Raw genomic sequence first — 25,679 nt, forward strand, 5'->3', positions numbered from 1 at the left:
ATGGTTAAAAAAATGGCAATGACCACAGCCGGAACTGTGCTTTTATCCACATTGCTCGTTACAACAGCCTGGGCTGCGGATGCTGGGGTAAAGCACACGGCTGAAGCCGACAGCTTGAACAAGCTGCAGCTGTTTCAAGGCACGGATCGCGGCTACGAGCTCGACCAGACGCTAACACGGGCGCAAGGCGCCACGATGCTGCTGCGTCTGTTCGGCTGGGAGACCACCGCCGCGAATGCGCAAGGGCTGAGTTCGCCGTTCACGGATGTGCCGGCGACGCACTGGGCCGCGAAGTCCGTGGGCTTCGCGTTTAGTAAAGCGTTGGTGCACGGTGTCACCGACGTGTACTTTGCGCCGGATGCGAGCATCACCGGCGAGCAGTTCTTGGCGCTGACGCTGCGCGCGCTCGGCTATGCAGAGGCAGAGCCGCAGTCGGCTAGCGAACTTGCGGCGACAAGCGGCTTGCTCAGCGCGGATGAGGCGCAGCTGATCGCGCAGGGCGCAGTCTTTCGCCGCGACGAGATGGTCGCGGTGGCGTATCGCGCCATCCAGACCAAGCTCAAGGGCAGCACGCGCACGCTGCTGCAGAAGCTGGTCGAGGATGACAAAGCCGTGAGCGCCGAGGCCGCTGTGGCTAGCGGTCTTTACAAGGCCCCGAGCAGCGATCCGATGGATCAGATCGAAGATGCGATCCGCGATGCACTGAAATAACCAAGAAAATCCCGCCTAGCTGAAAAGCTGGGCGGGATTTTTGCTTGGTTGCTTGGTTGCTTGGTTGCTTGGTTGCTTGGTTGCTTGGTTGCTTGGTTGCTTTTGCTTATCTCCCCTCGTTTCGGCGGTACTTAACTGGAAAAACTACAGTTATTATCCCTCTAAATTGCTAGTTTAGAAGATTAGATGGAAAAACTACAGTTAAAAAAGCCAGTATTGTGGGTTTCATGCGATTAGGACGACTTTAACTACATATTTTCCATTTATTTCGATTAAATTGGCATTTAGAGCAGAAATAACTACATGAAATCCAGCTAGTTAGTTTTTGGATACTAAGTGCGATCTAGTCGATGATCTTAGTGGATAAGGCTATCTAAGTCGTCGGCATCTCCAGCTTGCCGGTTACTCTAATTTGTTTCAGTGCTGGTTGAGCTGCCGATGAACAAGAGTGGAAATGTGATGGGGTGGTGGAGGGATGGATTACTGTGGTGGAAGTTTTAGCAGAAAGTGATGGGTCAGGCACATATGTGTAAAAAGTAGCTTCATGTTGTTCATGTTGTTCATGTTGTTCATGTTGTTCATGTTGTTCATGTTGTTCATGTTGTTCATGTTATTCTTGTTCTTGTTCTTGTTCTTGTTCTTGTATGTTGTAGTGATGAGTAGTAATGGTTTACTCAAAAATCCCGCCCCAGCCAAAGGCTGAAGCGGGATTTTTGGGTGTAGAACAAATTAAGCATTAATCAAATATTGATTCACAGTCGCCTTGATCAATTCCAAACGGCCGGATTGGTTCACGATCGGACCGTTGTTCGCAAGCGCATAAGCTTCAAGCGACTTGAAGTCTGCTTTGCCGGACACGATGTCAGCGCCGATGCCGGACTTGAAGGAGCCGTAGCGCGTATCAAGGATGTTATCGAATACTTTATCTTCGATCAATTTAGCTGCAACTTGCAAGCCGCGCGCGAATGCGTCCATACCAGCGATGTGTGCATACACAACGTCGATGGCTTCGAAAGAAGTACGGCGAACTTTCGCGTCGAAGTTCACACCGCCGCTGCCGATTCCGCCTTCGTTCAAAAGAATTTCGTACATCCCCATTGTTGTCGCGTACAGGTCAGTAGGGAACTCATCTGTATCCCAACCTAGCAACAAGTCACCTTGGTTCGCATCGATGGAGCCAAGAATGCCGTTAATGCGCGCTACACGAAGCTCGTGCTCGAACGTGTGACCAGCAAGCGTTGCATGGTTCGCTTCAAGATTTAATTTGAAGTATGGAAGCAGGTCGTATTTTTGCAAGAATGAAAGCGTTGTCGCTGCATCGAAATCGTATTGGTGCTTGGAAGGCTCTTTCGGTTTAGGCTCAATCAGGAATTGTCCTGTGTAGCCGATTTCTTTGGCATAATCAACGGCCATGTGCAGGAAGCGAGCAAGGTTGTCGAGTTCAAGACCAAGATCCGTGTTCAAAAGTGTTTCATAACCTTCGCGCCCGCCCCAGAACACGTAGTTTTCAGAGCCAAGTTCTTTGGCGTGGTCCAAAGCTTTCTTCACTTGTGCTGCTGCATAAGCAAAAACTTCTGCATTATTGGTAGTCGCAGCCCCGTGAACGAAGCGCGGGTTGGTGAACATGTTTGCTGTGTTCCACAGCAGCTTTTTGCCAGTGGAAGCCATTTTATCTTTGATTATGCCAACGATTTCATCAAGGAAGGCATTGGTTTCTTGCAGGGTGCTGCCTTCCGGCGCGATATCGCGATCGTGGAATGCGAAGTAGTCGACATCTAGAATGTGTAGAAGCTCGAAGCAAGCGTCAACGCGAGCTTTGGCCAGATCCAGACCGTCGTATTTGTCCCATGTACGAATATTCGTACCTGCACCGAATGGATCGGAGCCATTCGCGGAGAACGAGTGCCAGTAAGCGACTGCGAAACGCATATGTTCACGCATTGTTTTGCCTAGGATGACTTGATCAGGGTTGTAAAATTTAAAGGAAAGTGGGTTCGTGGATGTTGGGCCCTCGTATTTCACTTGTTGTACATTGTCAAAGTAGCTCATGAATTCAGCCTCCGTATAAATGAATGATAAGTGCTTATGAAGTCATCATAGCATCATTCCGAAAGTTTGTAAATTCATTAAACAAACTTAGTTGGTGCGTGAAGGAGTCTTCTATGTTAGAATCATTTCCATAGTGATGACTCGCGGTATTTGTAAGCGGTATGGAGGATAATTATGAAACAAACAGGCGACTTAAACCTCGTGAAAAAGATAAATAAAACGATCGTCTTGCATCATATCCGCACGGACTCGCCGATCTCTCGAGCTAAAATTGCTGAGATTACAGGGCTTACGAAAGCGACGGTGTCCAGTCTTGTGAACGAGCTTATCGAGAGCTCTCTTGCTCAGGAGATTGGTGCTGGGGAATCGAGCGGCGGGCGCAAGCCGATGATGCTGCTATTCAACGGAACGGCGGGATATGCCATTGGCGTGGATCTTGGCGTGCACGATATGCTGGCTGTACTTACCGATTTGACGGGGAAAGTGATTCGCGAGAAGCGAATCCAACATTACAATGAATCGGTAGAGCAGGTTACGAACCTACTCAAAGAGACGATTCGTGCCTTGATTGAAACAGCGCCACAGAGTGTGTATGGTGTTATTGGTATTGGCCTCGGGGTGCCTGGCATCGTGGATGAGGAAGGGAATTTGTTGTTCGCCCCGAATTTAGGCTGGGAAAATGTGTCGTTGCAGAGCGAACTAGAAGCGGAATTCGGACTTCCTGTTGTGATAGATAATGAAGCGAACGCTGGGGCAGTTGGTGAGAAGCAATTCGGCGCGGGCAAAGATACGGCGAATCTGATTTATGTCTCTATCGGTATGGGGATCGGTGCGGGCATTATTATCAAAAACGAGCTGTACCGCGGCGCCACCGGTTTCTCCGGCGAGATCGGCCACATCTCGATTCAGCACGATGGTCCGAAGTGCCGCTGTGGCAGCTTAGGCTGTTGGGAGCTTTACGCATCGGAGCATGCTTTATTGGAACAAGCGGGGAGAGAGCTAGGACACGAAGTTGACCTGGAGTCTTTATTAACCAAAGCGGAGAGTGGCGACGCAGGGGTCATTCAGCTTTTTGAACGGCTGGGCTACTACCTTGGGGTCGGTGTTGTAAACATCATTAACGGGTATAATCCGGAATTTATTATTCTTGGCGGACGGTTAGCTGGTGGGGAGAAGTGGCTGATGAAGCCGCTGTTGGAACTGTTGAAGAAACGTTCGCTACCGCATCCGCGCAAGCAGTTGAAGGTGGAATTTTCAGAACTCGGGGATCGTTCGACTGTGCTTGGGGCGGCGTCTTTTGCGGTGACGAAGTTCTTTGCATCGACGACGGTGTCGGTGGATCGGAGCTAATCACATTACAAATGTGGGAGAAATGACATAACATGGCTTGTAAAGTTGTTGACTGATTCTCTGTCTTTTTTGTAAAATGGGAGAGGTCTGATTTAGAACGTGAGCGGCCTCATGAATCTCATAGAAAAGGACGGGAACCAACGATGTTTCTTCGTTCGCTTGTGATTTGCTGTTATCTGATGGGAGCTTATTGGGCATCCTATCACTTTCCATCACTGAAGATGGTCTTTTACCCGACGCTGGGTGCATTTAGTTTTCTTTTCATGCATCGTGTAGACAACATAAGAGAAATACGTCGCATTATTATCGGAGCCATTATTGCGGTTACGATGGGCAGTCTTTTTTATACCATTAGCACAGGCGCTGTTTCCTTTTTCCTGACAGCCGTAGTGACAATTACACTCATTCAGTTTTTCAAATGGAATGCGGCGCCAATCTTGGCGGTTTCATTCATTCCTTATTTCGCTCATCCGGTTTCCATGTGGGCCTTGCCGATTGCCGTTTTCGTATCGCTAACAGGATTGTTGATTTCTATTTGGCTTATTGGCAGAGTGGAGCAGTTGAATTGGTACGTAAGCTTGTCAGGCAAATTAACGCAAGTGCGACAGTTGATCCGGACACCGCTCGTCGAACCGATGAAGAAAGAGCTATAGCACGTCTGCATTCGTGTGTAAATGAAAAAGCGATCAGCCGAAGGTGCTGTCGCTTTTTTGCTCATTAAAGGAGACTCATAGATGAAACTGCACAAGGGAGAAATCTTATTCCGCCAAGGTGAGTCGGGCTCGCTATTCAGGCTGCATGAGGGGTTGTTGAAAATCGTCCGTTCGCATGAAGACGGCAATACGACGCTCGTCAATATCATTGTGCCTGGTGAGACGATTCCGCATCATTCGTTGATTAGTCCAAGTGCCTACTATGCAACAGCAATTGCGCTAGTGACGAGTAAGGTGGAGGTACTGCCAGCCAATCAGTGGTATGAGGACTTGGAGAGCAATCCAGAACACTATCGCACCATTGCGCGTCAATTGCAGGAGAAGCTGCGCATGATGCAGCAGCGGATTGACCAGCTGACAGCCGTTGCCCCAGCGGCAAAATTGCTGAAAATGGAGGCATGGTTCCAGAAGTATATCGGCACCTTGAAGCTGACCGACGTGCTTACGCAAGAGGAAATAGGACAGTTCATCGGGCTTCGTCGTGAAACCGTGAACCGGTTGTTGCGTGAAACAGGGAGAACGTGAGCAGTAGGTGAGTGAAAAACCTTCTGAAATTTAGGGGCGCAGAGTTTCTATTTGTGATGCGTTTTCCCCTCTACATAAAAGAAACTAAACCCCTAGCATAACGGACAGCTCCTTTTTCACTAAATGAAATGAAGTGTATCCCTACACAAAGGGGAGGCACTCCTCTAGGCTTCACTCTAACTGGTCCCAATTGGGTTTCAACAGCTGCTCAACAGCTGCGCAACAGCTCCGCAACAGCTCCGCAACTCCCCTGCTCCGCAACTCCCCTGCTCCGCAACTCCCCTGCTCCGCAACTCCCCTGCTCCGCAACTCCCCTGCTCCCTAGCTACTCTCAACTGCTCCTCCCCTGCTCCCTAGCTACACTCAACTACTGCTCAACTACTGCTCAACTCCTGCTCAACTCCTCCATAGCTACTTCCAACTACTTCTAACTATTTCCCGACAGCTCCCCAACTCCATAGCTACTCTCAACTACTCCTCAACTACTCCTTAGCTACTCTCAACTACTCCGCAACTACTGCTCAACTCCTCCTTAGCTACTCCGCAACTACTCCCACCAACCATCCCCCGAGCGTTCCGCCTCTCCCCTCTAACAAATTAGATGGATTTTCTGCTGTTAAATGAGTGGAATTCAGCTCGAAAATTAGAATAGATGGATTATTTGTAGTTAATTTTAGTGGTTTAGCTCAAGCTTGCGAAAAGTAGCGAAAATACCTGTACAAAATCCAGTTAATCATCATATTTGCTCGAAATGAGCTCAATTAGATGGATATTTTCCAGTTAGTTAGACTCCCGTCCTGCGATGAGAGTTAGCCGCGCGGTCCTTAAACCAAACGGCCCTGTCGCATTATGCGAACAGAGCCGTTTTTGGATACTATCAGGTGCTCGCGTACATAAAATGTCTTACGCTAACTTGCAGCGTGGGATGCCATGGCGGATGAGCTCTGAATGTTTTTAGGAAAGAGCGCCAGCAGGTCCAAAGAATTCGTAATGACGATTTGCTTCCGGAACGCCCCAGGCGATCAGCGATTGGTTCACTGTTTTCATGAACGGTAACGGTCCGCAGAAGTAAAAACTGCCATCAGTAGTTGGCACAAGGCTCTGGATCCAAGGCAAATCGAGATAGCCCTCTTTGTGGAAGGCCTGCGCGCCTCGATCGTCAGATGTAGGTTGAGCATAGCACCAAGCAACTGTGACCTGAGGGTGTTCCTTAGCAAGTTGCTCGACTTCTGCACGGAGTGCGTGATGCTCGCCATTTTGAGTAGCGTGGATGAAAGTAACTTTACGATCTGGCTGCGTAGTGACAAGTGCATGCAGCATACTCACCATGGGGGTGAGGCCCACACCACCGCTGAGCAGTGTAACAGGTCGTGTATCTGTTGAATCAAGGGTGAAGTCACCTGCTGGAGCGGAAAGCCAGACGACATCGCCTTCTTGGATCCCGTTGTGCAAATAGACGGATACCTTACCTGCCGGGACAGCGGGGTTCGTGTCTTCGCGTTTAACTGATATCCGGTAGAACGGCTGACCCGATGTGTGGGAAAGGCTATACTGCCGAATGTGCGTGTGCTCATCGCCTGGGATTTGAACGCGGATACTGACATACTGCCCAGCTTCAAAAGCTGCAATCGGGCCTTGATCCTGCGGCGTTAGGTAAAATGAGGTGATGACGTCGCTTTCTCTATCTTTGCGAGCGATGACGAATGCTCTGAAGTCGGACCATCCCCCTGGTTGCAGTGCCGAATTCGTGTACATATCAGACTCAATACCAATGAAAGCACTGGCGATGACTCCGTAGGCTTCAGCCCAAGCTCCGAGAATCTCATCTGTCGCGGCATCACCTAGGACTTCTTTAATCGCGGCTAACAAATGCTCTCCAACGATGGGATATTGCTCTGGTTTTACACCTAGACTGCGATGCTTATGGGCAATTTGTTTGACAGCTGGCAAAATCATTTCTAATCGATCAATATGCAAGGCTGCTGCATAGACGGCGTTGGCGAGAGCGGTTTGTTGTCTGCCTTGTTTTTGATTAGCGTGATTGAATAGATTCAATAGCTCTGGGTGAGCTGTAAATAGTCTTTGGTAGAAACGTTTGGTTATCGCTACACCGTGAACTTCTAGGACTGGCACAGTGGATTTAATGATTTGGATCGTTTGTTCGCTTAGCATGAGGGATCATCTCATTTCTATTAGAATGACTTTATGCCCTTAGTATAACGAATAAAGGAAGGGCACCCCTGTGATTAGAATCACAGGGAATCGGAACAAAGTGTGTCTATGTGCACAGAGGCAGATACACGTTATACTGGATATATCATCCAAAAGAGGAGGCGGCCTATGCCCGATTGGTCGTATCATACGTTGTTTAAACCGCTGCTTTTTCGCCTTAGCGGGCGTAGGGCAAGAGATCTTACGCTTTATGCGATAGGCGGGCTAAGTCGCATTCCTGGGGGTACCTTTGTGATCCGCACCATGGGTCACATGGAAATGTCGCCGCTGCTCGCAAGCGAGCTGGCAGGCGTGCCGATTGCCTGCCCTGTCGGGCTCAGCGGCGGGCTTGACCCACACGGCACCGCGCACAAGGCCCTCGCCCAGTTCGGGCTCGGGTTCATCGAGCTCGGACCTGTAACGGTCCGAGCCGTGCAAAGCCATGCATCGATTACTCGCATGGCAGAAGAAGAAGCCATCGTGTACCCCGATGGCTACGAGAACGACGGCGCGGACGCGATCGCCGCGCGCCTGCTCAAGGGCACGGGGCATCGACTGCCGCACTTCGTGCGGCTGCGACCGATGCCGGGGAGCTCGCCGCGCGAAGCGCTTAGTGAGCAGAGGGAGCTGCTCACTAAGCTGGCGCCGTACGCGGCGGGGTTCACCCTCGATGGCCTCGCCGAAGGCTGGCCATTGGACAAGGCTTTGGCGTACCTCACGGAGGTACGCCAGCTGGCGGAGGCGGCTGCCCCGGGCAAGCCGGTGCTGTTGGTATTGCCGCCGCAGCTCCCGGAGGGTGAGCTGCACGCAGTCATGGACACCGCGCGGAGCTTCAGCGGTGTCGTCCTCGGCGACGCGCAGCGGGAGCCGGGCACTCGCCGCGAGCGCGTCGGCGGCGGGGCTGCGTTGCTCAGCGCGCAGCTGAGCAGGGTTCGGCTGCTGCGCGAGTCGCTAGGCGAGCGCTGCGCGATTGTGGCGGCCGGCGGCGTGCATCAGCCGCAGGATGCGCTCGCGCTGCTAGCCGCAGGCGCGACTAGCGTGATTCTGCACAGCGGGCTTGTCTACGCGGGGCCAGGGCTGCCGAAACGGATCAACGAAGCGATCCTGTATGATCGTATTTCGACTCCTGCGATCTCCGATAACGAAGTGCCCTTGCCAGATGCAGAATCAAATTCTGAAGAAGCTTTCCCTTTTTCCGTATCTACCGCAACTACCGCATCTGTCGCATCCGTTGCAACTACAGCACCTACCGTATCTATTCCGTCATCGCTATCCTCCACGGGAGCTTTATCCGCACGGCCGACCCCTCCATTCTGGGCGAACTGGGGTTGGATGAGCCTGCTGGGATTAAGTATGATCATCGGTGGTGTGCTCGCCTGGTTTATCGCAGCAACGACAGTACTGTTGCCTTATGATGAGGATTTTCTGGGGAGATCACGCACTGAAATTAGCCGTTTCAACAGCCATCTGCTTCATTTCATGTCGCATGATCGCATTACTTTGGCGGGGACGATGATCTCGATTGGCATCTTCTATTATCAGCTCGCTCATCACGGCTTACGTTATGGGCTGCATTGGGCCCGGACAGCGGTGATATCCTCTTGTGTCGTCGGCTTTTCCAGCTTCTTTCTCTATCTTGGCTACGGTTATTTCGATCCGTTCCATGCCGCAGCCGCGATTGTTCTACTCCCTATGTTCCTGCTCACACTGCGTGGTTTGATTGATCATCCGTCACGTAAGCCGCCAGGACTCCACAATGATCGAGTGTGGCTCAGAGCGCAGTGGGGGCAGTGCTGCTTCGTCATACTTGGGTTTGGTCTGGGAATTGGGGGACTGACGATATCCTTTGTCGGTATTACGGAGGTGTTCGTTCCAAGTGATCTGACCTACCTAAACCTTACTTCTTCGCAGTTGTCTGCTTGGAGTGATGCGATAATCCCGCTGATTGCTCATGATCGCGCGGGGTTTGGCGGCGCGCTGTTCTCACTGGCCGTGGCGATAACCGCTTCGGCGCTCTGGGGAGTGAATCAAGGTGAAGGCTGGTTATGGTGGACATTCCTCTGGGGTGGGCTGCCAGGCTTCATTGCAGGTCTTTACGTGCATGCACATATTGGCTACACGGATTTTGTGCATTTGCTCCCAGTTTACATAGCAGTGCTTCTCTACATAGCGGGATTATATTTAACGTATCCATATCTAGTAGGTTTGTCCTCTCTCAAAAAAATGCCGACAGTTCAATAGAACCGTCGGCAACCAAAGCAAAGATGCCACCCGGTTAGGATGGCATCTTTAGCATCTTTTGCTGTAGCTACTCAGAGCTACGTGAGCAACAGTGGTAGGAGGCCATGTATACTACTTGCAGCACTAGATCACCAGATGCTTGCAATAGTTCGGTTTTGCCCACTTAAAATGTAAGTTCCGCATCAAAAAGGGTAAATAGTCCGACTTTACCGAACTATTTGCCCTTTTTTCGTATGCAGGTGTGGAATGGGGCCATTTAGTTGGGCTAATCCTGACTAAATTAGTATAGAAGAGGTAAATCGTCAATTTAGTTCGGTTTTTTCGGACTAATTCATGCTATTGACCGATCACTTGACCTATTCTCTCAGAAGTCCTCCCCGTGGGTACAGGGTGACCACCCCATCAGAAGCTCTTCGCCAAATCTTTCGCACGCGCAATCGCATCCTCTTTAATTTGCTGCGCTTTATCAGGGAATTGGTTATGCCCCTCTACGAATAGTCCCTGCATGTCGGTAATACCGAAGAAGCCCATAATAATACTGATATACCGATGACCAGACTCCATGTTGGCCGCAGGACCTTCCGAATACACGCCGCCGCGCGCTTGGATATGCAGGGCCTTTTTGCCAGGAAGTAAGCCAACAGGACCTTCTGCCGTGTACTTGAACGTTTTGCCAGCGACGCAAAGAGCATCCAGATAAGCTTTCATTACAGGAGGGAACGAGAAATTCCACATCGGCGTGACGAATACATACTTGTCTGCGGCAATGAACTGCTCGGTAAGTTCACTGATGCGTCCTACCTTGGCGCTTTCTTCGCTAGTTAAGGAGGAGAATTCTTGTCCACTGCGCAGCTTGCCCCAACCGCTGAACACGTCAGCATCAATATGCGGCACTTGGATATTATACAAATCAATGGGGATCACTTCGTCATTGGGGTTGGCTTCTCGATAGGCATCGATGAAAGCTTTACCTACAGCCATACTGTAAGACGTTTGATGATCATGTGGGTGCGCAGTAATATGCAGAACAGTTGCCAAAGTGATCCATCCTTTCGGGTATGCAGTCTATGAAATCCTCTTCTAATATGAATTAAAAGCACTTAAAATATGCTGGCAGGTAATGGAGAAGTTGCGGACAACCTATTTACATTGAGCCTTGGCGGCTTTTGAGTTATGATGGGAGACGATGTTTATTTGAATTTTCTTATGGGAAGATTACTAAATTGAGATAAAGTGAGATGACGAACGATGACAAAACCTAAAGATGCAAACTATAGCATGCCAGCAGAGTGGACAGAACACGAGCGGACTTTTATTTCTTGGCCAGTTCAAGATTCAATGGTGTACCCGGAGGATCACGCGGTTGTTTCTCAAGGTTATGCGGATTTGGCGAAGGCGATTGCTGAATTTGAGCCCGTTACCGTCATTGTGAATCCTTCCGACGCAGCTGGGGTAAAAGCAATGTTCACAGAATCCAATGTGGATTTCCTTGAGATCCAGCATAATGACGCATGGTTCCGCGACAATGGTCCAACTTTCGTGTTGAACGAGAAGCAAGAAATTGCAGCAGTCAACTGGAAGTTCAATGCATGGGGCGGCAAGTACGCGCCTTGGGATCTCGATGATAACGTAGCCCCGCAAATTGCGGAGTACCATGGTGTGAAACGTTTTGACGCTCCGCTCGTCATGGAGGGCGGTTCCATCCACGTGGATGGAGAAGGTACGCTTTTGACTACAGAAGAATGTCTTCTTAACACGAACCGCAACCCGGAACTTAGCCGTGAGGAGATTGAAGGATATGTTCGCGATTTCGTGAACGTGGAGAAGATCATCTGGCTGAACAAAGGGCTAGACGGCGACGAGACGGACGGTCACGTGGACAATATTGCTTGCTTTGCGGCTCCAGGCAAAATCATTCTGCAAGTCTGCAACGATACTTCGGATGCCAACTATGCAATTACGCAGGAGAATTTGGAAATTCTCCGCAGCGCGAGAGATGCGAAAGGTCGTTCATTTGAGATTATTCAAATCGAACAACCACCGCTTACCTTCTTTGAAGAGCAGCGCTTGACGCTGAGCTACTTGAACTTCTATTTCGTGAACGGCGGCATCATATTGCCGGTGTTCGGCGGTACGGCTGAAGAGACGGATCGCAAGGCGATCGAAGTGCTTGGGGCTGCGTTCCCAGAGCGTAGAATTCGTACAATTAACGGCATGTCCATCATTAAAGAAGGCGGCAATGTTCACTGCACGACACAGCAAATGCCAGCCAGTAAGAAAGGGTGATTCCACGTGAGAAAAGTGACTGTAGCAGCCACACAAATGAGCTGTTCCGATAACATAGAAGAAAACATCGCCAAGGCGGAGAAATTAGTGCGTGAAGCCGCGGCGAAGGGTGCGCAAGTGATTCTGATTCAAGAGCTGTTCGAGACGCCGTACTTCTGCCAAAAAGAGAAATCCGACTACTACCGCTACGCAACGGAGCTAGAGATGAACAAAGCGATCAATCATTTCCGTGAGATCGCGAAGGAACTAGCCGTCGTGCTGCCAATCTCCTTCTACGAGAAAAAGAACTATGCGCGCTACAACTCGCTCGCTGTCATCGATGCCGATGGCTCGGTGCTCGGCACGTACCGCAAAAGCCATATCCCCGACGGTCCGGGGTATGAGGAGAAGTTCTATTTTAACCCAGGCGATACGGGGTTCAAGGTATGGAAAACACGCTACGCCAAAATCGGCGTCGGCGTATGTTGGGACCAGTGGTACCCGGAAGCTGCTCGCGTGATGGCACTGATGGGGGCAGAACTGTTGTTCTACCCAACAGCTATCGGCTCAGAGCCGCAAGATGGCTCCATTGATTCGAAGGATCACTGGCAAATGTGCATGCGCGGTCACGCGGCATGCAACTTGATGCCGGTTATCGCATCGAATCGGATCGGGAAGGAAGAAGATGAGGATTCCAGCATCAACTTCTATGGTTCGTCATTCATTGCCGGCCCGCAGGGCAATCTGATTGAAGAAGCCGGACGCGACGAGGAAACGGTTCTCGTTGCCGAGTTTGATCTTGATCAGCTGGAAATTCAGCGGATTGAATGGGGCATTTTCCGCGACCGTCGTCCGGATCTCTACAAGAAAATCGCTACTTACGATGGTGAGCAGGTGTTCTAAACGTGTGGCTGATTCCCTTGCTTAAAGGCCTATTGTTAGGATTCTCCATTGCAGCACCAGTTGGGCCTATCGGAATCTTATGCATGCGCAGGACGCTGACGCTTGGCCGATGGCATGGATTTCTCTCTGGGCTGGGTGCAGCTACGGCGGATGCCATCTACGGTTTCATCGCGGGCTTTGGCTTGACATTGGTTACCAGTTTCCTGTTGGATCAAAAGGTCATGCTGCAGTTGGTCGGCGGCCTGTTTCTCGTGTACTTAGGCGTGCAGACCTTCCGCTCGAAGCCAGCTGCTGAAGCTGCCAAAGCAACAGGGGGCACGCTGTTCAAATCGTATCTTTCGACGCTGCTGCTCACCATTACGAATCCGATGACGATTATGTCATTCGTCGGTGCGTTCGCGGGGCTTGGGCTTGGAGATAGCGCAGATGCAGGCTTCGCACCTGCGATCACCTTGGTGATCGGCGTGTTCACAGGTTCGGCGCTATGGTGGTTGTTGCTCAGTTTGTTCGTTGGCTTATTGCGGGAACGTCTGAAAGGAACGGCATTTCTATGGATTAATCGCATCTCGGGTGCGATGTTATCGGCATTTGGTTTGTTTGCAGTGGTGGGGCTACTCCTTCGGGGGTAGCCTTATTTGTATGTTATGGAATATGACATAACTAACTTATTTTTTCATTAACATTTGTCGATATACATAGAAGAGCCCGTGAAATTTGTCGAATGAATACCTCTAAGATGATTGCATAGATGAGAAATGGACTTTCTTGAATTCATGGCAATAAGACGAAGCACGTCACGTGTGGCTAGATTTCAGAACGAGAAAGAAGGTTTTTTCATGATTAGAAACTGGTCATTAAGAACGAAGCTACTATCTGGCATGCTCTTGGTTATTTTATTATTTACGATTGCCGCCTTGAACAATTATTGGAAACTTACAGACGTTCAAACTGCATTGGATCAGGAAAATGAGCGAAATGTGGAGGTAAAGGCAGCTTACGAACTCAAGAATTATGTAGGAATCTTGTATAGTAATCAAGCCGATGTCATTATTAATCAAAGTGATGAAGCTGCTACAGCATACAAGGAAAACGAAGCGAAATTCAGAGAATATCTGGAGTTCATTGCTCTCAAATCGAATAGCCCGAAGGAGAAAGAGTTGGCTGCAAGTCTGCGAAACGCCAGCGAAGGTTTCATCAAATCATTCGATACCGTCATGGACATTAATAAGAAAAGCAGTAAACTAACGGCCACGCAGCTCCGCGATGAAAATAAGAAGGCAGATGATCAGACGGACGAGTTCAAAGAGGTCATCTATACTGTGGCTGATCAATATATTAATAGCTTCAATCAAGAATCTATAGAATCGACAAACTATCTAGACGAGGAAATTATTTCGGTTAAACGTACACTCATTATTTCCTGTATCGTTGATATATTACTTGGCATTGGTATTGCATTATTGCTTAGCCGATTCATCATCGGACCGATCAATGTGCTAATGAATGCGGCTCAAAGCATTGCAGGGGGAGATTTAACGCGCACGATTACGAGTCGGAGTAAGGATGAAGTAGGCAAATTGACGGATAGCTTTGGTCAAATGATACTGAATTTGCAAGAGCTCATTAGAGAAGTGAATGCAAGCTCACAGGATGTAGCGGTTTCCTCGAAACAACTTTCAGCAAGTGCAGAAGAAACCTCGGCAGCCTCGAATGAGATCGCGACTTCTATCCAAGCCGTAGCACGTGGGGCCGAAGCGCAAGGATTGACTTCAACTGAAAGCGCTCGAGCGATGGAGGAAATGTCAATAGGGATACAACGGATCGCAGAAACGTCATCTTCCGTGTCCGAGGTTTCTATGGATGCTTCTGAGAAAGCAAGAAATGGCAACGTATCCCTGCAACAAGTTATTCTCCAGATGGAATCCATACGGGCTACAGTCGATCGGACAGCCTCCATGGTGCAGAAGCTCGACCAGCAATCTATTGAAATTGGCAGTATTGTTAGTGCCATTTCCAGTATCGCCACGCAGACGAATCTGCTCGCACTGAATGCCGCGATTGAAGCGGCACGTGCTGGCGAACATGGTCGCGGCTTTGCAGTCGTAGCCGGAGAAGTTCGGAAACTAGCGGAACAATCAGGGGCCTCAGCTAATCAGATTATCGGGTTGATAGAGCAAATCCAGGAGGGCACGCAGGAAGCTGTCGAGGCGATGAATGAGGGAACCAGAGAAGTGCATACGGGGATTGTCGTTGTTCATGAGGCAGGAGAGGCCTTTCAATTAATCCTGGGGGCAATTGATCTAGTGGCGGATCAAATCCGTGACGTTTCTGCCGTTGCTGAAGAGATGTCGGCAGGATCCGAACAGGTGACAGCTTCGGTAATTGAATCGTCCAACATCGCACAGCAATCGGCCTTCGCTGCTCAGAATGTAGCAGGGAGCGCTGAGCAGCAGTTGGCAGCGCTGCAAGAAGTCGCTGCATTTGCGAACGACTTGAACAGCATGTCACTGCGTCTGCAGCAAGCCGTGGGTAAGTTCAAGCTATAATCGTAGGCGGTGCTCCCAACGTCGCGCGAATCCCGGACGAGCGTTGTGTCGCCGACGTATACTCATGTCTTAACAAAGGGGGCTGCTTGTTTTATGCGAAGCGAACAAGAAATGATGGCCATCATCCTAGATACAGCTCAGGAAGATGATCGAATTCGAGCTGTGATGATGAATGGATCGCGGGCAAATCCGAATGTGCCTCGGGATGAATTTCAGGATTATGACATCGTCTATTTCGTACAGGAAACCGCTTCTTTCCGATCGGAGCCCTGTTGGATTGATCGGTTTGGCGAGCGGCTTATCATGCAGTTGCCGGATGATAATGAGTTCTATCCTATGGCGGAGCCTACGGATCGACTCGTGTATCTCATGCAATTTCAAGATGGGAATCGAATTGACCTTACATTAATCCCTTTGGCGCAGCGGCAGCAGTTGATGAAGCCTGACAGTTTGAGCGTGTTGCTGATGGATAAGGATGGAACGATCGGTCCCCTTCCTGACTCTAACGATAGCGATTATCATATTCGCAGGCCAACGGAGAAGCAATTTCAGGGAGCATGCAATGAATTTTGGTGGATTTGCTTGAATATGGCGAAGGGGCTTTGGCGCGAAGAGTTGACCTATGTCATGTTTATGTACGAGCAGATCAACCGCAATGTCCTGATTCAGATGCTCGAATGGAAAATTGGCATGCGGACTGATTTTACGATGAGTGCTGGCAAGTGTGGCAAGTACATGGCCGACTACCTGAGTGCTGAGGAATGGCAAGCGTTCACGATGACGTATCCGAATGCCGCCGATTATGATCATATTTGGCAGGCACTCTTTAAGATGGGGGACATGTTTAGTAGAACCGCGCAAGAGGTTGCTGCTTATCTGGATTTCGCATACGTTCATGCGGAAGAACGGAATGTTCGTGCCTATTTGCACCAGGTGAGGAATCGGCCGAAGAAGCATGAGGCAAGATGAGATGTAGAAAATCCAGCTAAACTCCCCAATGGGGAGTTTTTTTCGGAAATAGATGGAGGAAATCCAGTTAATCATCAATGCTATATTTTATTTTATGAGCGAAAAGGAAATTTCTAGGAGTTTGCCGAAATGAATAGCAAATAAGCTAGAGGAGGCCAACCTTACATGATTAACGATATATTTACAGCAGCACGCACAGGCGATGTAAACCGAGTCAAGGAGTTGCTGGACACGGATCTTTCGCTTGCCAATGCTGAGAACAGTGACGGCCTTACCCTTCTGGGATTTGCAGCACATTTCGGCCAGAGCCAAGTGGTCAAGCTGCTTTTGGAGAATGGAGCAGATGTAAACGCTTTATCCCATTCTAAAGTTAGCTATATTCCTTCGAATACAGCCCTTCACGCGGCGATTGCTGGCGAGCGGAGCATAGAGGTTATTCAACTGCTGCTTGCTCACCGGGCGAATCCGACGATCATGGATAGCAATGGGCATACAAGTCTGCATGCGGCCGCCTTCCATGAAGATAGTACGCAGATCATTGAGCTTTTGATCCACCAAGGAGCGGATGTGCATGCGAAGTTAGAGGATGGCGTCTATGCCATCGATCTGGCCAAAGAGCAGGGGCATACTGCGGTAATTGGCTTGTTGCGTGAGTATGGAGCTATGGGATAATAGGTCACGAAGAGCGAATAGAGGACATTCAGCTAGTGAGTTAGCGAATTAGAGAATGTCCTTTTTGGCTTGCAGTCTTTTATTAGCAACGACTAAACGGTATAGACTTATCCCCAGTAAGACTAGAACTGGCGCATAGAGAATCAGTAAGGGATAGAAGCTCGCATTGTTTATATTTGTCAAACAAATAGGGACTTGCGCGGCAGTAACCGCCGTAAATACGCCGATGAGTCGTTTATTCCGTTCAATCATGGAGTCGATGTCTGTGAAAATCTCAGGTTTCGTATCCTGATACGTCTGTCTCCAGATATACCAGCCTGCACCGCTGTAAATTTGATCCCAACCTGTATCCTCGAATATACCTGCATAATTAGCATCAACCTTCATTTGGTAATCTACACAATAGCTCATCTTGCGGGGAGCACCTTTCTCAAAGTGAAAACGCAAGCCATTCCAATTGACACGTTGAAGATGCCAACCTTGCGCCTCCATATCCTCCAACCATGCAGTAATTATCTCCGATTGTGAACTGTCCCACCACTTGAATACCTTCTTGGTCTCATTCATATAGGGATCCCTCGACTTTCTTCGCATTTTCGTAAAGTTCTGTAATTCTGGCGATCTCCAGCTTAAGCAGTTCTTTACCAGAAGGGGTAATACGATACAGTTTACGGCGATCTTCTTCCGCTACAGCCTGAATCAATCGATCCTTCTCCATCCGAGACAAGCTGCCATAAATCGTCCCAGGACCGAGATGAATGCGTCCTTTCGTGAGATCCGAAGCCCACTGAATAATGCCATAACCATGCCGAGTTTCAGTCAGAGAAAGCAGAATATAATAAGCCGTTTCAGACATCGGCAAATACTGACGGTAGAGCTTTTCGCTATCCATAAATTCCCCTTCTTCTTACATCAAGGTATGTTGTATCACAACTCGTTGTATCACGTCGTGATATATCATAAGGTGAGTATATCACCGCGCGATATAGAGTGCAATAGGCAATTGCATTTCCAATTTGACACTGCCACTAATGTCATCGTTTATGATGAGCGTATATCCCAATAAGGAGATGATTGCATGTTCGTATTAACATTTCACTACAAACAAGGTATCCCCTTAGATGAAGCATATTATCTGAATACCCATGTTGCTTTACTAGCGCAGAAAATGGTGTTTGACATGGGGGCAGCGAAGTATGAGGTCAAGAAGGTCCTGTCCTCAGCTGATGGAACGATTCCTAAGTATTCGTTTATCTTCAGTTTGTATTTTGAAACCAAAGAAGCTTTGGAGTCGTTCATCAGCGATCCTAGAGTTCAGGAACTGAAGGATGATGTTGCGAACTATTATAGGGGTGAGCAGGATATCTATATCGAGGAAGTTGTGGCTTCGTTCCAAGGGGAATAAAGAAGCCCTTTATGGTATTATTTGGGTATATGCGTTGGAGAAGCCATAGAAGGAGCAAACACGATGAGGAAAATCGTAGCAGGACTGTTCATGTCACTTGATGGCGTGATCGACTCGCCAGAGAACTCGCCTAAGAAATGGGGCAATGCGGAGATTATGGCACGCATCGCTGAAGGTGTGGCGAAAGCAGATGCGGTACTCTTGGGGCCGCAGACGTATCAGTTTTTGGCGGGTTTTTGGCAGCACCAGACCAATGATGTACCGATGGCGAAATTCTTAAATAACTCGCCGAAGTATGTGGTCTCGCAATCGCTCGACACATTGGACTGGCAGCCTGCAACTCTGCTTAGAGGTGACTTTGTCGACGAAATCATGAAACTCAAACAGCAGCCAGGACTGAATATTCAAGTCCCAGGCAGCCCGACACTCGTGAGATCGCTGCTGCGTGAAGGTTTGCTGGATGAACTTAACCTTAACATTTGCCCGGTTGTAGCAGGATCTGGTATGCGGCTTTTCGAGGGGATGGAGGAGCCGCTGAACCTTAAGTTAGTCGGCTCCAAAGGCTACAGTAACGGCGTTCTGGCTGTAACCTACCAGATAGCTAAGAGCTAGCGAATCAACCAATTTAGGCTGCCGTGCGAGGAAATTATATTTTCTCAGACATCAGGGCAGCCTGTTTTGTATGTCTAAATCATAGGAAATACCTATGATTATTAGATGAATTATTGTATTGATGAATCGATAATCCGGATTTATACTGAACCCGAAAAGAAGTAGCATGCGAAAAGCATGTTACGCAAGGGAGGTTCATGGTATGGAACATTTACTGATTCAGGATCCCGTGATTGCATCTGCGATTAAACAAGAGGCAAATCGGCAACATGATAAAATTGAGCTGATTGCGTCCGAGAATTTCGTCAGTGGTGCGGTGTTGGAAGCCATGGGGACGGTCTTTACGAACAAATACGCCGAAGGCTACCCTGGTAAGCGATATTACGGCGGATGTGAACATGCGGATACCGTGGAGGAAATGGCGATACAAAGAGTGAAGGATTTGTTCGGTGCGGAGCACGCCAATGTTCAGCCTCACTCTGGAGCACAGGCGAATATGGCTGTTTATTTTGCCGCAGCTAAGGTCGGGGATACAATACTTGGGATGAATCTCGCACATGGCGGCCACTTAACGCATGGCAGCCCGGTGAATGCGTCGGGGCAATGGTACAATTTCGTACCCTACGGCGTGAATGAGCAGACTTTGCGCATCGACTATGATGAAGTGCGCAAAGCCGCGCATAGATCCAAACCACGGATCCTCGTGGTAGGGGCCAGCGCGTATCCGCGCACGATAGACTTCGAACCCTTCGCGCAGATCGCCGAAGAAGTAGGGGCATTATTCCTCGTGGATATGGCCCATATCGCAGGCATTGTTGCTGCAGGTTTGCATCCGAATCCTGTGCCGCATGCGCACTTCGTCACGACGACCACGCACAAAACATTGCGGGGGCCAAGAGGCGGGGTTATTCTATGCCGGAAGCCTTGGGCTCAAGCGATAGATAAAGCAGTATTTCCAGCTACACAAGGAGGCCCCTTCATGCATACCATTGCGGCGAAAGCTGTCGCTTTCGGAGAAGCGAGTCGTCCGGCGTTCAGTCAGTACATGGCGGATGTCCTCCTCAATGCCCGTACATTGGCGGAAGCGCTAATGGGTGAAGGGCTCGATGTGGTGACCGGAGGCACGGACAATCATCTGATGCTGCTTGATCTGCGCAGCATTGGGATGACAGGGAAAGACGCGCAGCACCTGCTGGACGAGGTTGGCATTACCGTGAACAAGAATGCGATCCCTTTTGACAAAGCAAGTCCATTAATTACAAGTGGGATTCGTCTGGGAACTCCTGCGGTCACGACGAGAGGTATGGGAGCGGCGGACATGCAGGAAATAGCTCAGCTCATTGCCCACACATTACGCAACCCCAACCAGGCCGCTGTTCAGGAGCAAGTGCGCAAGAAGGTGAAGGAGATCACCTCGCGATTCACATTACACGCAAGCCGCAATTAGCTGCTCCATAAAGACACGGCTGGCTGCGCATTGGAATTTGTTTCTGCGATAGACGATACCAATTTGTATGGCGAGCTCGGGATGTAGAATCGGTATCGCGCGAATATGCGGGTGGTCGATAGCAGCGAGATAAGCCTTCGGTAGAACAGTCACGCCGACGCGTTTACAGACCATTTGAATGATCGATTCCAACGTCGTCATTTCAATAACAGGCTGTACGGTGAAATCGAGTGCACGGCATTGTTCATTGAGGAACTGGCGGAGATAATACGAGCTGGGCAATAAGACACTAGGCGTTTCCTTCAAAATATCAAGCGACACGTGGGGCTCCTCCGCGAGCGGATGATCCTTTGGAACAGCAAGTACTAGCGCATCCGTATACAAAGGAGTGGTTTCCAAATCGTCATGCTGCATGGGCAAATACACGATGCCGAGATCTAACTCATTTTGCAGGAGCCCCTCATAAATATCTCCCGTTCGAAGCCCAAGCACAGACAATTCAACCTGAGGATAGCGTTCATGGAATGAAATAACCGTAGGTGGCAGCAGATAATTAACAACGGTGAGCAGTGCACCTATTCTTAACGTTCCACGCTTGAGTCCCTGCAGCTCATTGATGGCGGCACGTGCCTGAGATAGCTCATGGAAAACCTGAAAGCCATGCCCCTGCAAGATGCGACCAGCTTCGGTGATGATCGTTTTCTTGCCAATACGATCGAATAAAGGCGTGCCGATTTCATGCTCGAGCAACCGAATTTGTTGGCTCAACGAGGGTTGAGCAATCCCCATTTTCTCAGCAGCGCGGGTAAAATGAAGTTCTCGGCATACTGCCATAAAGTACTCTAATTGTTTAAGCTCCATTGTGGGGGACCTCCGTTGTCCTCGTATCCATATTCATGAACGATAGGTATTAACTATCATTATAGCGGAATCATAAGCGATAATAACTATTCACGGAGGTGAGTTCCTATAAAATCTGTCGAAATCCTAGCGATTAATATCGGTAAGCCACAATTCGTTCCGTACAAAAACAAAGAAATTGCAACAGGGATTCATAAGCAACCGATAGATGGTGCTTTATTTCTGTCATGGGAGAACTTCAAAGGGGACAGACAGGCCGATCTCGTTCATCACGGTGGCCGGGAAAAGGCCGTGTGTGTATACCCTTTTGAACATTATGCGTATTGGGAGCAAGAGTTAGGCCAGACGTTAGCTTATGGCGCATTTGGGGAGAATCTGACGATTCGTGGATGCGTGGAGGCGGAGGTGTGTATCGGAGATATATTTGAGCTGGGGGAATCAATCGTTGAAGTGAGCCAACCAAGACAGCCATGTTTCAAATTATCCGTCAAATACGATAGGCCCGACATGCCGCTTAAAGTGCAAGAAACCGGGTATACCGGCTTCTATTTTCGAGTTCTGCGTGAAGGATTCGTAGCCAAATCGGATGGGTTGAAGCGGATTTTCGCGCATCCCAAAGCTATCACCGTGGCCTACGCCAACCGAATTATGCATGAGGAGAAAGAGCATTTTGCAGGCATCCGTCAGCTGCTTGAGGTCGATAAGCTGTCGGTGAGTTGGCGAGCAACGTTGCTGAAGCGTCTTGAAGGGCAGGTGACAGACACACGAGAAAGACTAACAGGCGGTACAAGTGCCACGACCGATGCTTCTTCAGACGGTTCTGCGAATGGCGTTTCCTGAGCCTGCCGTTCTTTGCTCTTTGAGCATAAACCGAATATTCATAAGCCCAAACACCAAGAAACACACCCAGGGAAGGCTTTGCCAGCCAAGGTAAGTGCCCAAATCATATAAATAGCCGCCGCCTACGTTTCCGATAATGGCTCCGATGGAAAGTGCAAAGCTGTTAAACCCGAAATAGCTGGCAATCTGCTCATCCCCGGCATAATCGGAAACCATGGTATTCATCATCGGCTGTAGAAAAACCTGCCCAATCATAAAGAGGATTACCCCTGCATAAATCCCCCACATGGATCCAATCATCCCTAATGTAAATAACCCCCCAGCGAGCAGTAAGGTACCTAGTGACATCACGCCGAAAGGCTGTAACTTACGGTTCCCTAATTTGGATAAAGGAACCTGCAGCAGGACCATAACGATGGCCCCAGAGCTGTATATGAGTCCGATATTCGCATCGGAAGCAAGCTGATGGACGCGAAATGGAACAGCAATATATAACTGCGTGACCAGCGACCACGAGATCATCGTGAAGAGCATGAAGCGCCGGAAAGGGCGATTGCTCCACACCGTTTGCATCTGGGACCAGATGCCTGTATACGCCTTGCGAGATTGTTCACTCTGGATGGCCGGCAAGAAGAAGAGACTAAAGAAAAAGGAAAATGCGAAAATAAGGGCAGCGGCCAAACTAACGTATCTGAAATGAAAGCCCATCAATAAGGCGCCAAGGACGGGACCCACGACAAACCCCATATTGCTTAACATTTCTCGAATGGCATAAATCGTGATCCGGTTGCTTGAAGTCGATAGAGCTGCATAATACGCATAACTGGCTGGGTTGAACAGTGAACCCCCTAAACCAGAGAAGAAACAAGCGATGATAAAGCCCGGGATGCTGTCGACAAAGCCGAACATGCCAAACCCGAAGGTGCGGATGAGCAAACCAATGAGAATCGTGCGCTTATAACCAAGCTTGTCAGCCAACGTACCGCAGAGGACCGAAAGGCCTTGCTGACTGAAGCTGCGAATCGCGGAAATGATACCAACCATGGTGACGGTCAGCAGGATGTCGTTTAATAAATAGGAAGCAAGCAGGGGGATCATCATATAGAAGCCGACGGCCATACTAAAGGTGTTCATGAACATGACCCAGAAAGGGAGCCGAATGGAAGTAAGTTTACGTAGAGCTGCAATCATCGGATGCCCTCATTTCATGCTGTAAGTTGTTGATTTCAACACCATACAGGATATGGTTTGCGTTGTATAGGACTTTGTTTGGATGGACTTGGGTAAAAGTTAGCTGAGGGCGATTGAAGTTGTGGCGAGGATAAAATTGTTACAGTAATTTCCATTGAATGGTAAAATAGGGAAGTGGCATGTTCTGCTAAAGCCGCCTATTATCATTGAACGGAGGTAGAATGCACATGCTAAATCTGGTTCGACGAATGCCCAAATACGCTTCGGTGACAGGGATATGCTTAGTTGTACTGATCCTAGCCTATTCCACAATTTATGTAATAGAAAAACCGGGAGGTATCGCCGATTGGCGGATCTCCAAAGCGCTGGGAGTGACAGAGACCTTGCGCGTTCCGCTGGGAGACACACCTGAGGAGGCTATACGACAATTTCGGGGTTCAACTAATCTGGCATTTAGGACTATTCTTCAAGAGCCTGTTCATGGAGGTATTTTACATTTTAGTAAACGGATGCAAAATCATAGTGGGACAGATATACAAGTAGAAATAGCACGGAAAGCTTGGTTGGGATGGAAGTGGGTTTCAGGTGGGGGATATACTATTGGTGGGGATAAAATGGATGCTTCATCCGATTCTGCCTTGTCTTATATGATGCTGCCCATGCGCTTGGAAAAGCCTAAAGGTGACTCCCTCGTATTCGGAGAAATAGGAGATATGTCGATCACGCATATCGTTGTTAAGGGAGATGAAGCAGCCGCGAGGGAATATGCGGCGGAAATAGTAAAAACAGACGATGGTTATGTCGTTTGGTATATGGTTTTGCCTGCTTCCGTCCGAGTGCCATTCGACTTGCAAGCATACACCGATGAGAATGAATTACGTGCCATGCTGACGATAACAACGGAGCGGGAAAATGGTTTGATCAAGCGACAAAGAAAATGATAAGGCAACTGGCAAGTCACGATCGAATCCGCAATGACACCTGTGTAGAGGAAACGAGACTTATTATGTTAGATAGGTGTAGAATGGTGGTATATATAGGGTAATTGCCGACGAATGGAGTGATCGCTACATGAATGCGTCCAAATATGAAAAGTACTTCTCAATTGATGGCTTCTGGTCCAAGTTGAAAAAGGGGGCTAAGAAAGCCGGCAGTAAAGTCATTTATAGTGGATTGCTGCTTTTTTACGCATTGGATAGCCGCAAAACACCGCTCCGCGCAAAGGTTCAGATCTACGGTGCACTCGGGTATCTCATCTTACCGTTAGATCTCATGCCAGATATCCTGCCGCTTGTGGGATATGTGGATGATCTAAGTGCGCTGGGCTTTGCCTTAGCGGCGGTATCGAAGAGCATTGACGACGAGGTCAGACGGAAAGCGAAGAACAAGCTGAGAGATTTCCTTGGAGACGATGTGTTGAGCAGCAAGGATATTATCGATATTGATGGTCACGTGGTGGAAGAGCAAGGGAAGGCGAAGGACGAGTAGAAGTAGAAGGTAGGGGGCGGATTCGGTACCTTAGGTGGCTCCGAGAGCCTGAAAGCGCGGGAACGAGGGAGCTTGGCAGTGCGGAAGTCTGGGAGCCTGGCAGCCCGGAAGCCTGGAGGCCTGGAGGCCATAGAACCCCGGAACCCCGGAACCCCGGAACCCCGGAACCCCGGAACCCCGGAACCCCGGAACCCCCTAACACCTCGGGCACCTTCCGCACCTCCCCCGGCGACCCGAAAATTGCAGTGATACGCCACTGGTAGGTTGATTGCCTCAATTAACTGGAAAATCTACAGCTATTTTCGCGAATTAGAGGTAAAAAACATGTTTAGATGGAAAATATGTAGTTATTTCCACCTGTATCCACCAGTTTCGCTAAAACGAGCAAATTTAACTACATATTTTCCATCTGTTTCACCAAAGTGGGGGTTTCCTCCGGATTTAACTGTATTTTTTCCATCTAAACTTATTCGCCTGTTCGGTTGATTGAGGCATTCAAGCCAACTTTCCAGTAACTAGCCTACACCTGCCCACTTCCCAGATTAACAAATTAATTGAGTTACATAGGCGATCAACTGCCCCAGCTACATAAGCCATCAGCCCAACCAACACAACACTACACTACACTACACTACACTACACTACACTACACTACACTACACTACACTACACTACACTAC

At 49.1% G+C, this 25,679-nt stretch carries 24 protein-coding genes; 17 read left to right on the plus strand and 7 right to left on the minus strand.

Annotation, left to right across the window (positions count from 1 at the left end):
- Nucleotides 1–711, plus strand: coding sequence for an S-layer homology domain-containing protein (locus A8708_RS01440; RefSeq protein WP_204787448.1), 711 nt, complete (start codon nucleotides 1–3; stop codon nucleotides 709–711).
- 729 nt (nucleotides 712–1,440) lie between these two features.
- On the opposite strand, the gene xylA is transcribed toward A8708_RS01440, so the two are convergent.
- Nucleotides 1,441–2,760 carry a xylose isomerase gene (gene xylA, locus A8708_RS01445; RefSeq protein WP_068661766.1) on the minus strand — a complete coding sequence of 440 codons (1,320 nt, stop codon included), beginning with the start codon at nucleotides 2,758–2,760 and terminating at the stop codon, nucleotides 1,441–1,443.
- 174 nt (nucleotides 2,761–2,934) lie between these two features.
- On the opposite strand from xylA, the gene A8708_RS01450 reads away from it, so the two are divergent.
- The 3 genes from A8708_RS01450 (at nucleotide 2,935) to A8708_RS01460 (ending at nucleotide 5,348) form a co-directional block, all read left to right on the plus strand.
- Nucleotides 2,935–4,110, plus strand: coding sequence for an ROK family transcriptional regulator (locus A8708_RS01450; protein WP_068661767.1), 1,176 nt, complete (start codon nucleotides 2,935–2,937; stop codon nucleotides 4,108–4,110).
- 143 nt (nucleotides 4,111–4,253) lie between these two features.
- Nucleotides 4,254–4,763 carry an HPP family protein gene (locus tag A8708_RS01455; protein WP_068661768.1) on the plus strand — a complete coding sequence of 170 codons (510 nt, stop codon included), beginning with the start codon at nucleotides 4,254–4,256 and terminating at the stop codon, nucleotides 4,761–4,763.
- Nucleotides 4,764–4,844: 81 nt separating this feature from the next.
- A complete protein-coding gene (locus A8708_RS01460) occupies nucleotides 4,845–5,348 on the plus strand; it encodes a Crp/Fnr family transcriptional regulator (protein WP_068661769.1) in 504 nt (167 codons plus the stop codon).
- Nucleotides 5,349–6,302: 954 nt separating this feature from the next.
- Here A8708_RS01460 and hmpA read toward each other — a convergent pair.
- A complete protein-coding gene (gene hmpA, locus A8708_RS01465) occupies nucleotides 6,303–7,520 on the minus strand; it encodes an NO-inducible flavohemoprotein (RefSeq protein WP_068661770.1) in 1,218 nt (405 codons plus the stop codon).
- A 318-nt stretch (nucleotides 7,521–7,838) separates the two neighbouring features.
- Between hmpA and A8708_RS01470 the strand changes: the two genes are divergently transcribed.
- The gene (locus tag A8708_RS01470) at nucleotides 7,839–9,800 is read left to right on the plus strand and encodes a beta/alpha barrel domain-containing protein (RefSeq protein ID WP_239696486.1); all 1,962 of its coding nucleotides are present in this window, start codon (nucleotides 7,839–7,841) and stop codon (nucleotides 9,798–9,800) included.
- A 402-nt stretch (nucleotides 9,801–10,202) separates the two neighbouring features.
- Here the strand turns inward: A8708_RS01470 and A8708_RS01475 are convergent, their stop codons facing one another.
- On the minus strand, nucleotides 10,203–10,838 hold the full coding sequence (locus A8708_RS01475; protein WP_068661772.1) for an FMN-dependent NADH-azoreductase: 636 nt from the start codon (nucleotides 10,836–10,838) through the stop codon (nucleotides 10,203–10,205).
- Between the two features lie 210 nt (nucleotides 10,839–11,048).
- On the opposite strand from A8708_RS01475, the gene A8708_RS01480 reads away from it, so the two are divergent.
- The 6 genes from A8708_RS01480 (at nucleotide 11,049) to A8708_RS01505 (ending at nucleotide 17,155) form a co-directional block, all read left to right on the plus strand.
- A complete protein-coding gene (locus tag A8708_RS01480; protein ID WP_068661773.1) occupies nucleotides 11,049–12,086 on the plus strand; it encodes an agmatine deiminase family protein in 1,038 nt (345 codons plus the stop codon).
- A gap of 6 nt (nucleotides 12,087–12,092) precedes the next feature.
- Nucleotides 12,093–12,968, plus strand: a complete 876-nt coding sequence (gene aguB / locus A8708_RS01485; RefSeq protein ID WP_068661774.1) for an N-carbamoylputrescine amidase — start codon at nucleotides 12,093–12,095, stop codon at nucleotides 12,966–12,968.
- Between the two features lie 2 nt (nucleotides 12,969–12,970).
- The gene (locus tag A8708_RS01490) at nucleotides 12,971–13,597 is read left to right on the plus strand and encodes a LysE family translocator (RefSeq protein WP_068661775.1); all 627 of its coding nucleotides are present in this window, start codon (nucleotides 12,971–12,973) and stop codon (nucleotides 13,595–13,597) included.
- 207 nt (nucleotides 13,598–13,804) lie between these two features.
- The gene (locus tag A8708_RS01495) at nucleotides 13,805–15,514 is read left to right on the plus strand and encodes a methyl-accepting chemotaxis protein (RefSeq protein WP_068661776.1); all 1,710 of its coding nucleotides are present in this window, start codon (nucleotides 13,805–13,807) and stop codon (nucleotides 15,512–15,514) included.
- A gap of 93 nt (nucleotides 15,515–15,607) precedes the next feature.
- Nucleotides 15,608–16,483, plus strand: a complete 876-nt coding sequence (locus A8708_RS01500; RefSeq protein ID WP_068661777.1) for an aminoglycoside 6-adenylyltransferase — start codon at nucleotides 15,608–15,610, stop codon at nucleotides 16,481–16,483.
- Between the two features lie 165 nt (nucleotides 16,484–16,648).
- On the plus strand, nucleotides 16,649–17,155 hold the full coding sequence (locus A8708_RS01505; protein WP_068661778.1) for an ankyrin repeat domain-containing protein: 507 nt from the start codon (nucleotides 16,649–16,651) through the stop codon (nucleotides 17,153–17,155).
- Nucleotides 17,156–17,203: 48 nt separating this feature from the next.
- Here the strand turns inward: A8708_RS01505 and A8708_RS01510 are convergent, their stop codons facing one another.
- Entirely contained in the window at nucleotides 17,204–17,722 is a 519-nt protein-coding gene (locus tag A8708_RS01510) for a DUF2812 domain-containing protein (RefSeq protein WP_068661779.1), read from the minus strand.
- Complete coding sequence (locus A8708_RS01515; protein ID WP_068661780.1) at nucleotides 17,715–18,047, minus strand: PadR family transcriptional regulator; 333 nt, start codon at nucleotides 18,045–18,047, stop codon at nucleotides 17,715–17,717. Before A8708_RS01515 ends, A8708_RS01510 begins: the two co-directional genes overlap by 8 nt.
- 186 nt (nucleotides 18,048–18,233) lie before the next feature.
- On the opposite strand from A8708_RS01515, the gene A8708_RS01520 reads away from it, so the two are divergent.
- From A8708_RS01520 to A8708_RS01530, 3 genes are all read left to right on the plus strand, one after another.
- Nucleotides 18,234–18,560 carry an EthD family reductase gene (locus A8708_RS01520; RefSeq protein ID WP_068661781.1) on the plus strand — a complete coding sequence of 109 codons (327 nt, stop codon included), beginning with the start codon at nucleotides 18,234–18,236 and terminating at the stop codon, nucleotides 18,558–18,560.
- 63 nt (nucleotides 18,561–18,623) lie between these two features.
- A complete protein-coding gene (locus A8708_RS01525; protein ID WP_068661782.1) occupies nucleotides 18,624–19,172 on the plus strand; it encodes a dihydrofolate reductase family protein in 549 nt (182 codons plus the stop codon).
- Nucleotides 19,173–19,374: 202 nt separating this feature from the next.
- Nucleotides 19,375–20,619 (plus strand): serine hydroxymethyltransferase, encoded by a 1,245-nt coding sequence (locus tag A8708_RS01530; protein ID WP_068661783.1) that lies wholly within the window; start codon nucleotides 19,375–19,377, stop codon nucleotides 20,617–20,619.
- On the opposite strand, the gene A8708_RS01535 is transcribed toward A8708_RS01530, so the two are convergent.
- Nucleotides 20,599–21,480 carry a LysR family transcriptional regulator gene (locus tag A8708_RS01535; protein WP_068661784.1) on the minus strand — a complete coding sequence of 294 codons (882 nt, stop codon included), beginning with the start codon at nucleotides 21,478–21,480 and terminating at the stop codon, nucleotides 20,599–20,601. The two genes, A8708_RS01530 and A8708_RS01535, sit on opposite strands and share 21 nt — an antisense overlap.
- Nucleotides 21,481–21,588: 108 nt before the next feature.
- Here A8708_RS01535 and A8708_RS01540 point away from each other — a divergent pair, with 108 nt between their 5' ends.
- Nucleotides 21,589–22,320 carry an MOSC domain-containing protein gene (locus A8708_RS01540; RefSeq protein WP_068661785.1) on the plus strand — a complete coding sequence of 244 codons (732 nt, stop codon included), beginning with the start codon at nucleotides 21,589–21,591 and terminating at the stop codon, nucleotides 22,318–22,320.
- Here A8708_RS01540 and A8708_RS01545 read toward each other — a convergent pair.
- Nucleotides 22,291–23,511 carry an MFS transporter gene (locus A8708_RS01545; RefSeq protein WP_068661786.1) on the minus strand — a complete coding sequence of 407 codons (1,221 nt, stop codon included), beginning with the start codon at nucleotides 23,509–23,511 and terminating at the stop codon, nucleotides 22,291–22,293. The two genes, A8708_RS01540 and A8708_RS01545, sit on opposite strands and share 30 nt — an antisense overlap.
- Before the next feature lie 227 nt (nucleotides 23,512–23,738).
- Between A8708_RS01545 and A8708_RS01550 the strand changes: the two genes are divergently transcribed.
- Both A8708_RS01550 and A8708_RS01555 read left to right on the plus strand, forming a co-directional pair.
- Nucleotides 23,739–24,452 carry a hypothetical protein gene (locus A8708_RS01550; RefSeq protein WP_068661787.1) on the plus strand — a complete coding sequence of 238 codons (714 nt, stop codon included), beginning with the start codon at nucleotides 23,739–23,741 and terminating at the stop codon, nucleotides 24,450–24,452.
- 130 nt (nucleotides 24,453–24,582) lie between these two features.
- Nucleotides 24,583–24,999, plus strand: a complete 417-nt coding sequence (locus A8708_RS01555; RefSeq protein ID WP_068661788.1) for a YkvA family protein — start codon at nucleotides 24,583–24,585, stop codon at nucleotides 24,997–24,999.
- Nucleotides 25,000–25,679 lie beyond the last annotated feature (680 nt).

Origin of the sequence: Paenibacillus oryzisoli, from assembly GCF_001653565.1 — a bacterium.
In the GTDB taxonomy this organism is placed as follows: Bacteria; Bacillota; Bacilli; order Paenibacillales; family NBRC-103111; genus Paenibacillus_E; species Paenibacillus_E oryzisoli.

Coding starts and splice junctions, on each gene's coding strand:
- A8708_RS01555 (WP_068661788.1), top strand. CDS start 24,583: ATGAATGCGTCCAAATATGAAAAGTACTTCTCAATTGATGGCTTCTGG.
- A8708_RS01450 (WP_068661767.1), top strand. CDS start 2,935: ATGAAACAAACAGGCGACTTAAACCTCGTGAAAAAGATAAATAAAACG.
- A8708_RS01505 (WP_068661778.1), top strand. CDS start 16,649: ATGATTAACGATATATTTACAGCAGCACGCACAGGCGATGTAAACCGA.
- hmpA (WP_068661770.1), bottom strand. CDS start 7,520: ATGCTAAGCGAACAAACGATCCAAATCATTAAATCCACTGTGCCAGTC.
- A8708_RS01470 (WP_239696486.1), top strand. CDS start 7,839: ATGTCGCCGCTGCTCGCAAGCGAGCTGGCAGGCGTGCCGATTGCCTGC.
- A8708_RS01455 (WP_068661768.1), top strand. CDS start 4,254: ATGTTTCTTCGTTCGCTTGTGATTTGCTGTTATCTGATGGGAGCTTAT.
- A8708_RS01440 (WP_204787448.1), top strand. CDS start 1: ATGGTTAAAAAAATGGCAATGACCACAGCCGGAACTGTGCTTTTATCC.
- A8708_RS01545 (WP_068661786.1), bottom strand. CDS start 23,511: ATGATTGCAGCTCTACGTAAACTTACTTCCATTCGGCTCCCTTTCTGG.
- A8708_RS01515 (WP_068661780.1), bottom strand. CDS start 18,047: ATGGATAGCGAAAAGCTCTACCGTCAGTATTTGCCGATGTCTGAAACG.
- xylA (WP_068661766.1), bottom strand. CDS start 2,760: ATGAGCTACTTTGACAATGTACAACAAGTGAAATACGAGGGCCCAACA.
- A8708_RS01510 (WP_068661779.1), bottom strand. CDS start 17,722: ATGAATGAGACCAAGAAGGTATTCAAGTGGTGGGACAGTTCACAATCG.
- A8708_RS01460 (WP_068661769.1), top strand. CDS start 4,845: ATGAAACTGCACAAGGGAGAAATCTTATTCCGCCAAGGTGAGTCGGGC.
- A8708_RS01530 (WP_068661783.1), top strand. CDS start 19,375: ATGGAACATTTACTGATTCAGGATCCCGTGATTGCATCTGCGATTAAA.
- A8708_RS01525 (WP_068661782.1), top strand. CDS start 18,624: ATGAGGAAAATCGTAGCAGGACTGTTCATGTCACTTGATGGCGTGATC.
- A8708_RS01535 (WP_068661784.1), bottom strand. CDS start 21,480: ATGGAGCTTAAACAATTAGAGTACTTTATGGCAGTATGCCGAGAACTT.
- A8708_RS01520 (WP_068661781.1), top strand. CDS start 18,234: ATGTTCGTATTAACATTTCACTACAAACAAGGTATCCCCTTAGATGAA.
- A8708_RS01495 (WP_068661776.1), top strand. CDS start 13,805: ATGATTAGAAACTGGTCATTAAGAACGAAGCTACTATCTGGCATGCTC.
- A8708_RS01550 (WP_068661787.1), top strand. CDS start 23,739: ATGCTAAATCTGGTTCGACGAATGCCCAAATACGCTTCGGTGACAGGG.
- A8708_RS01480 (WP_068661773.1), top strand. CDS start 11,049: ATGACAAAACCTAAAGATGCAAACTATAGCATGCCAGCAGAGTGGACA.
- A8708_RS01500 (WP_068661777.1), top strand. CDS start 15,608: ATGCGAAGCGAACAAGAAATGATGGCCATCATCCTAGATACAGCTCAG.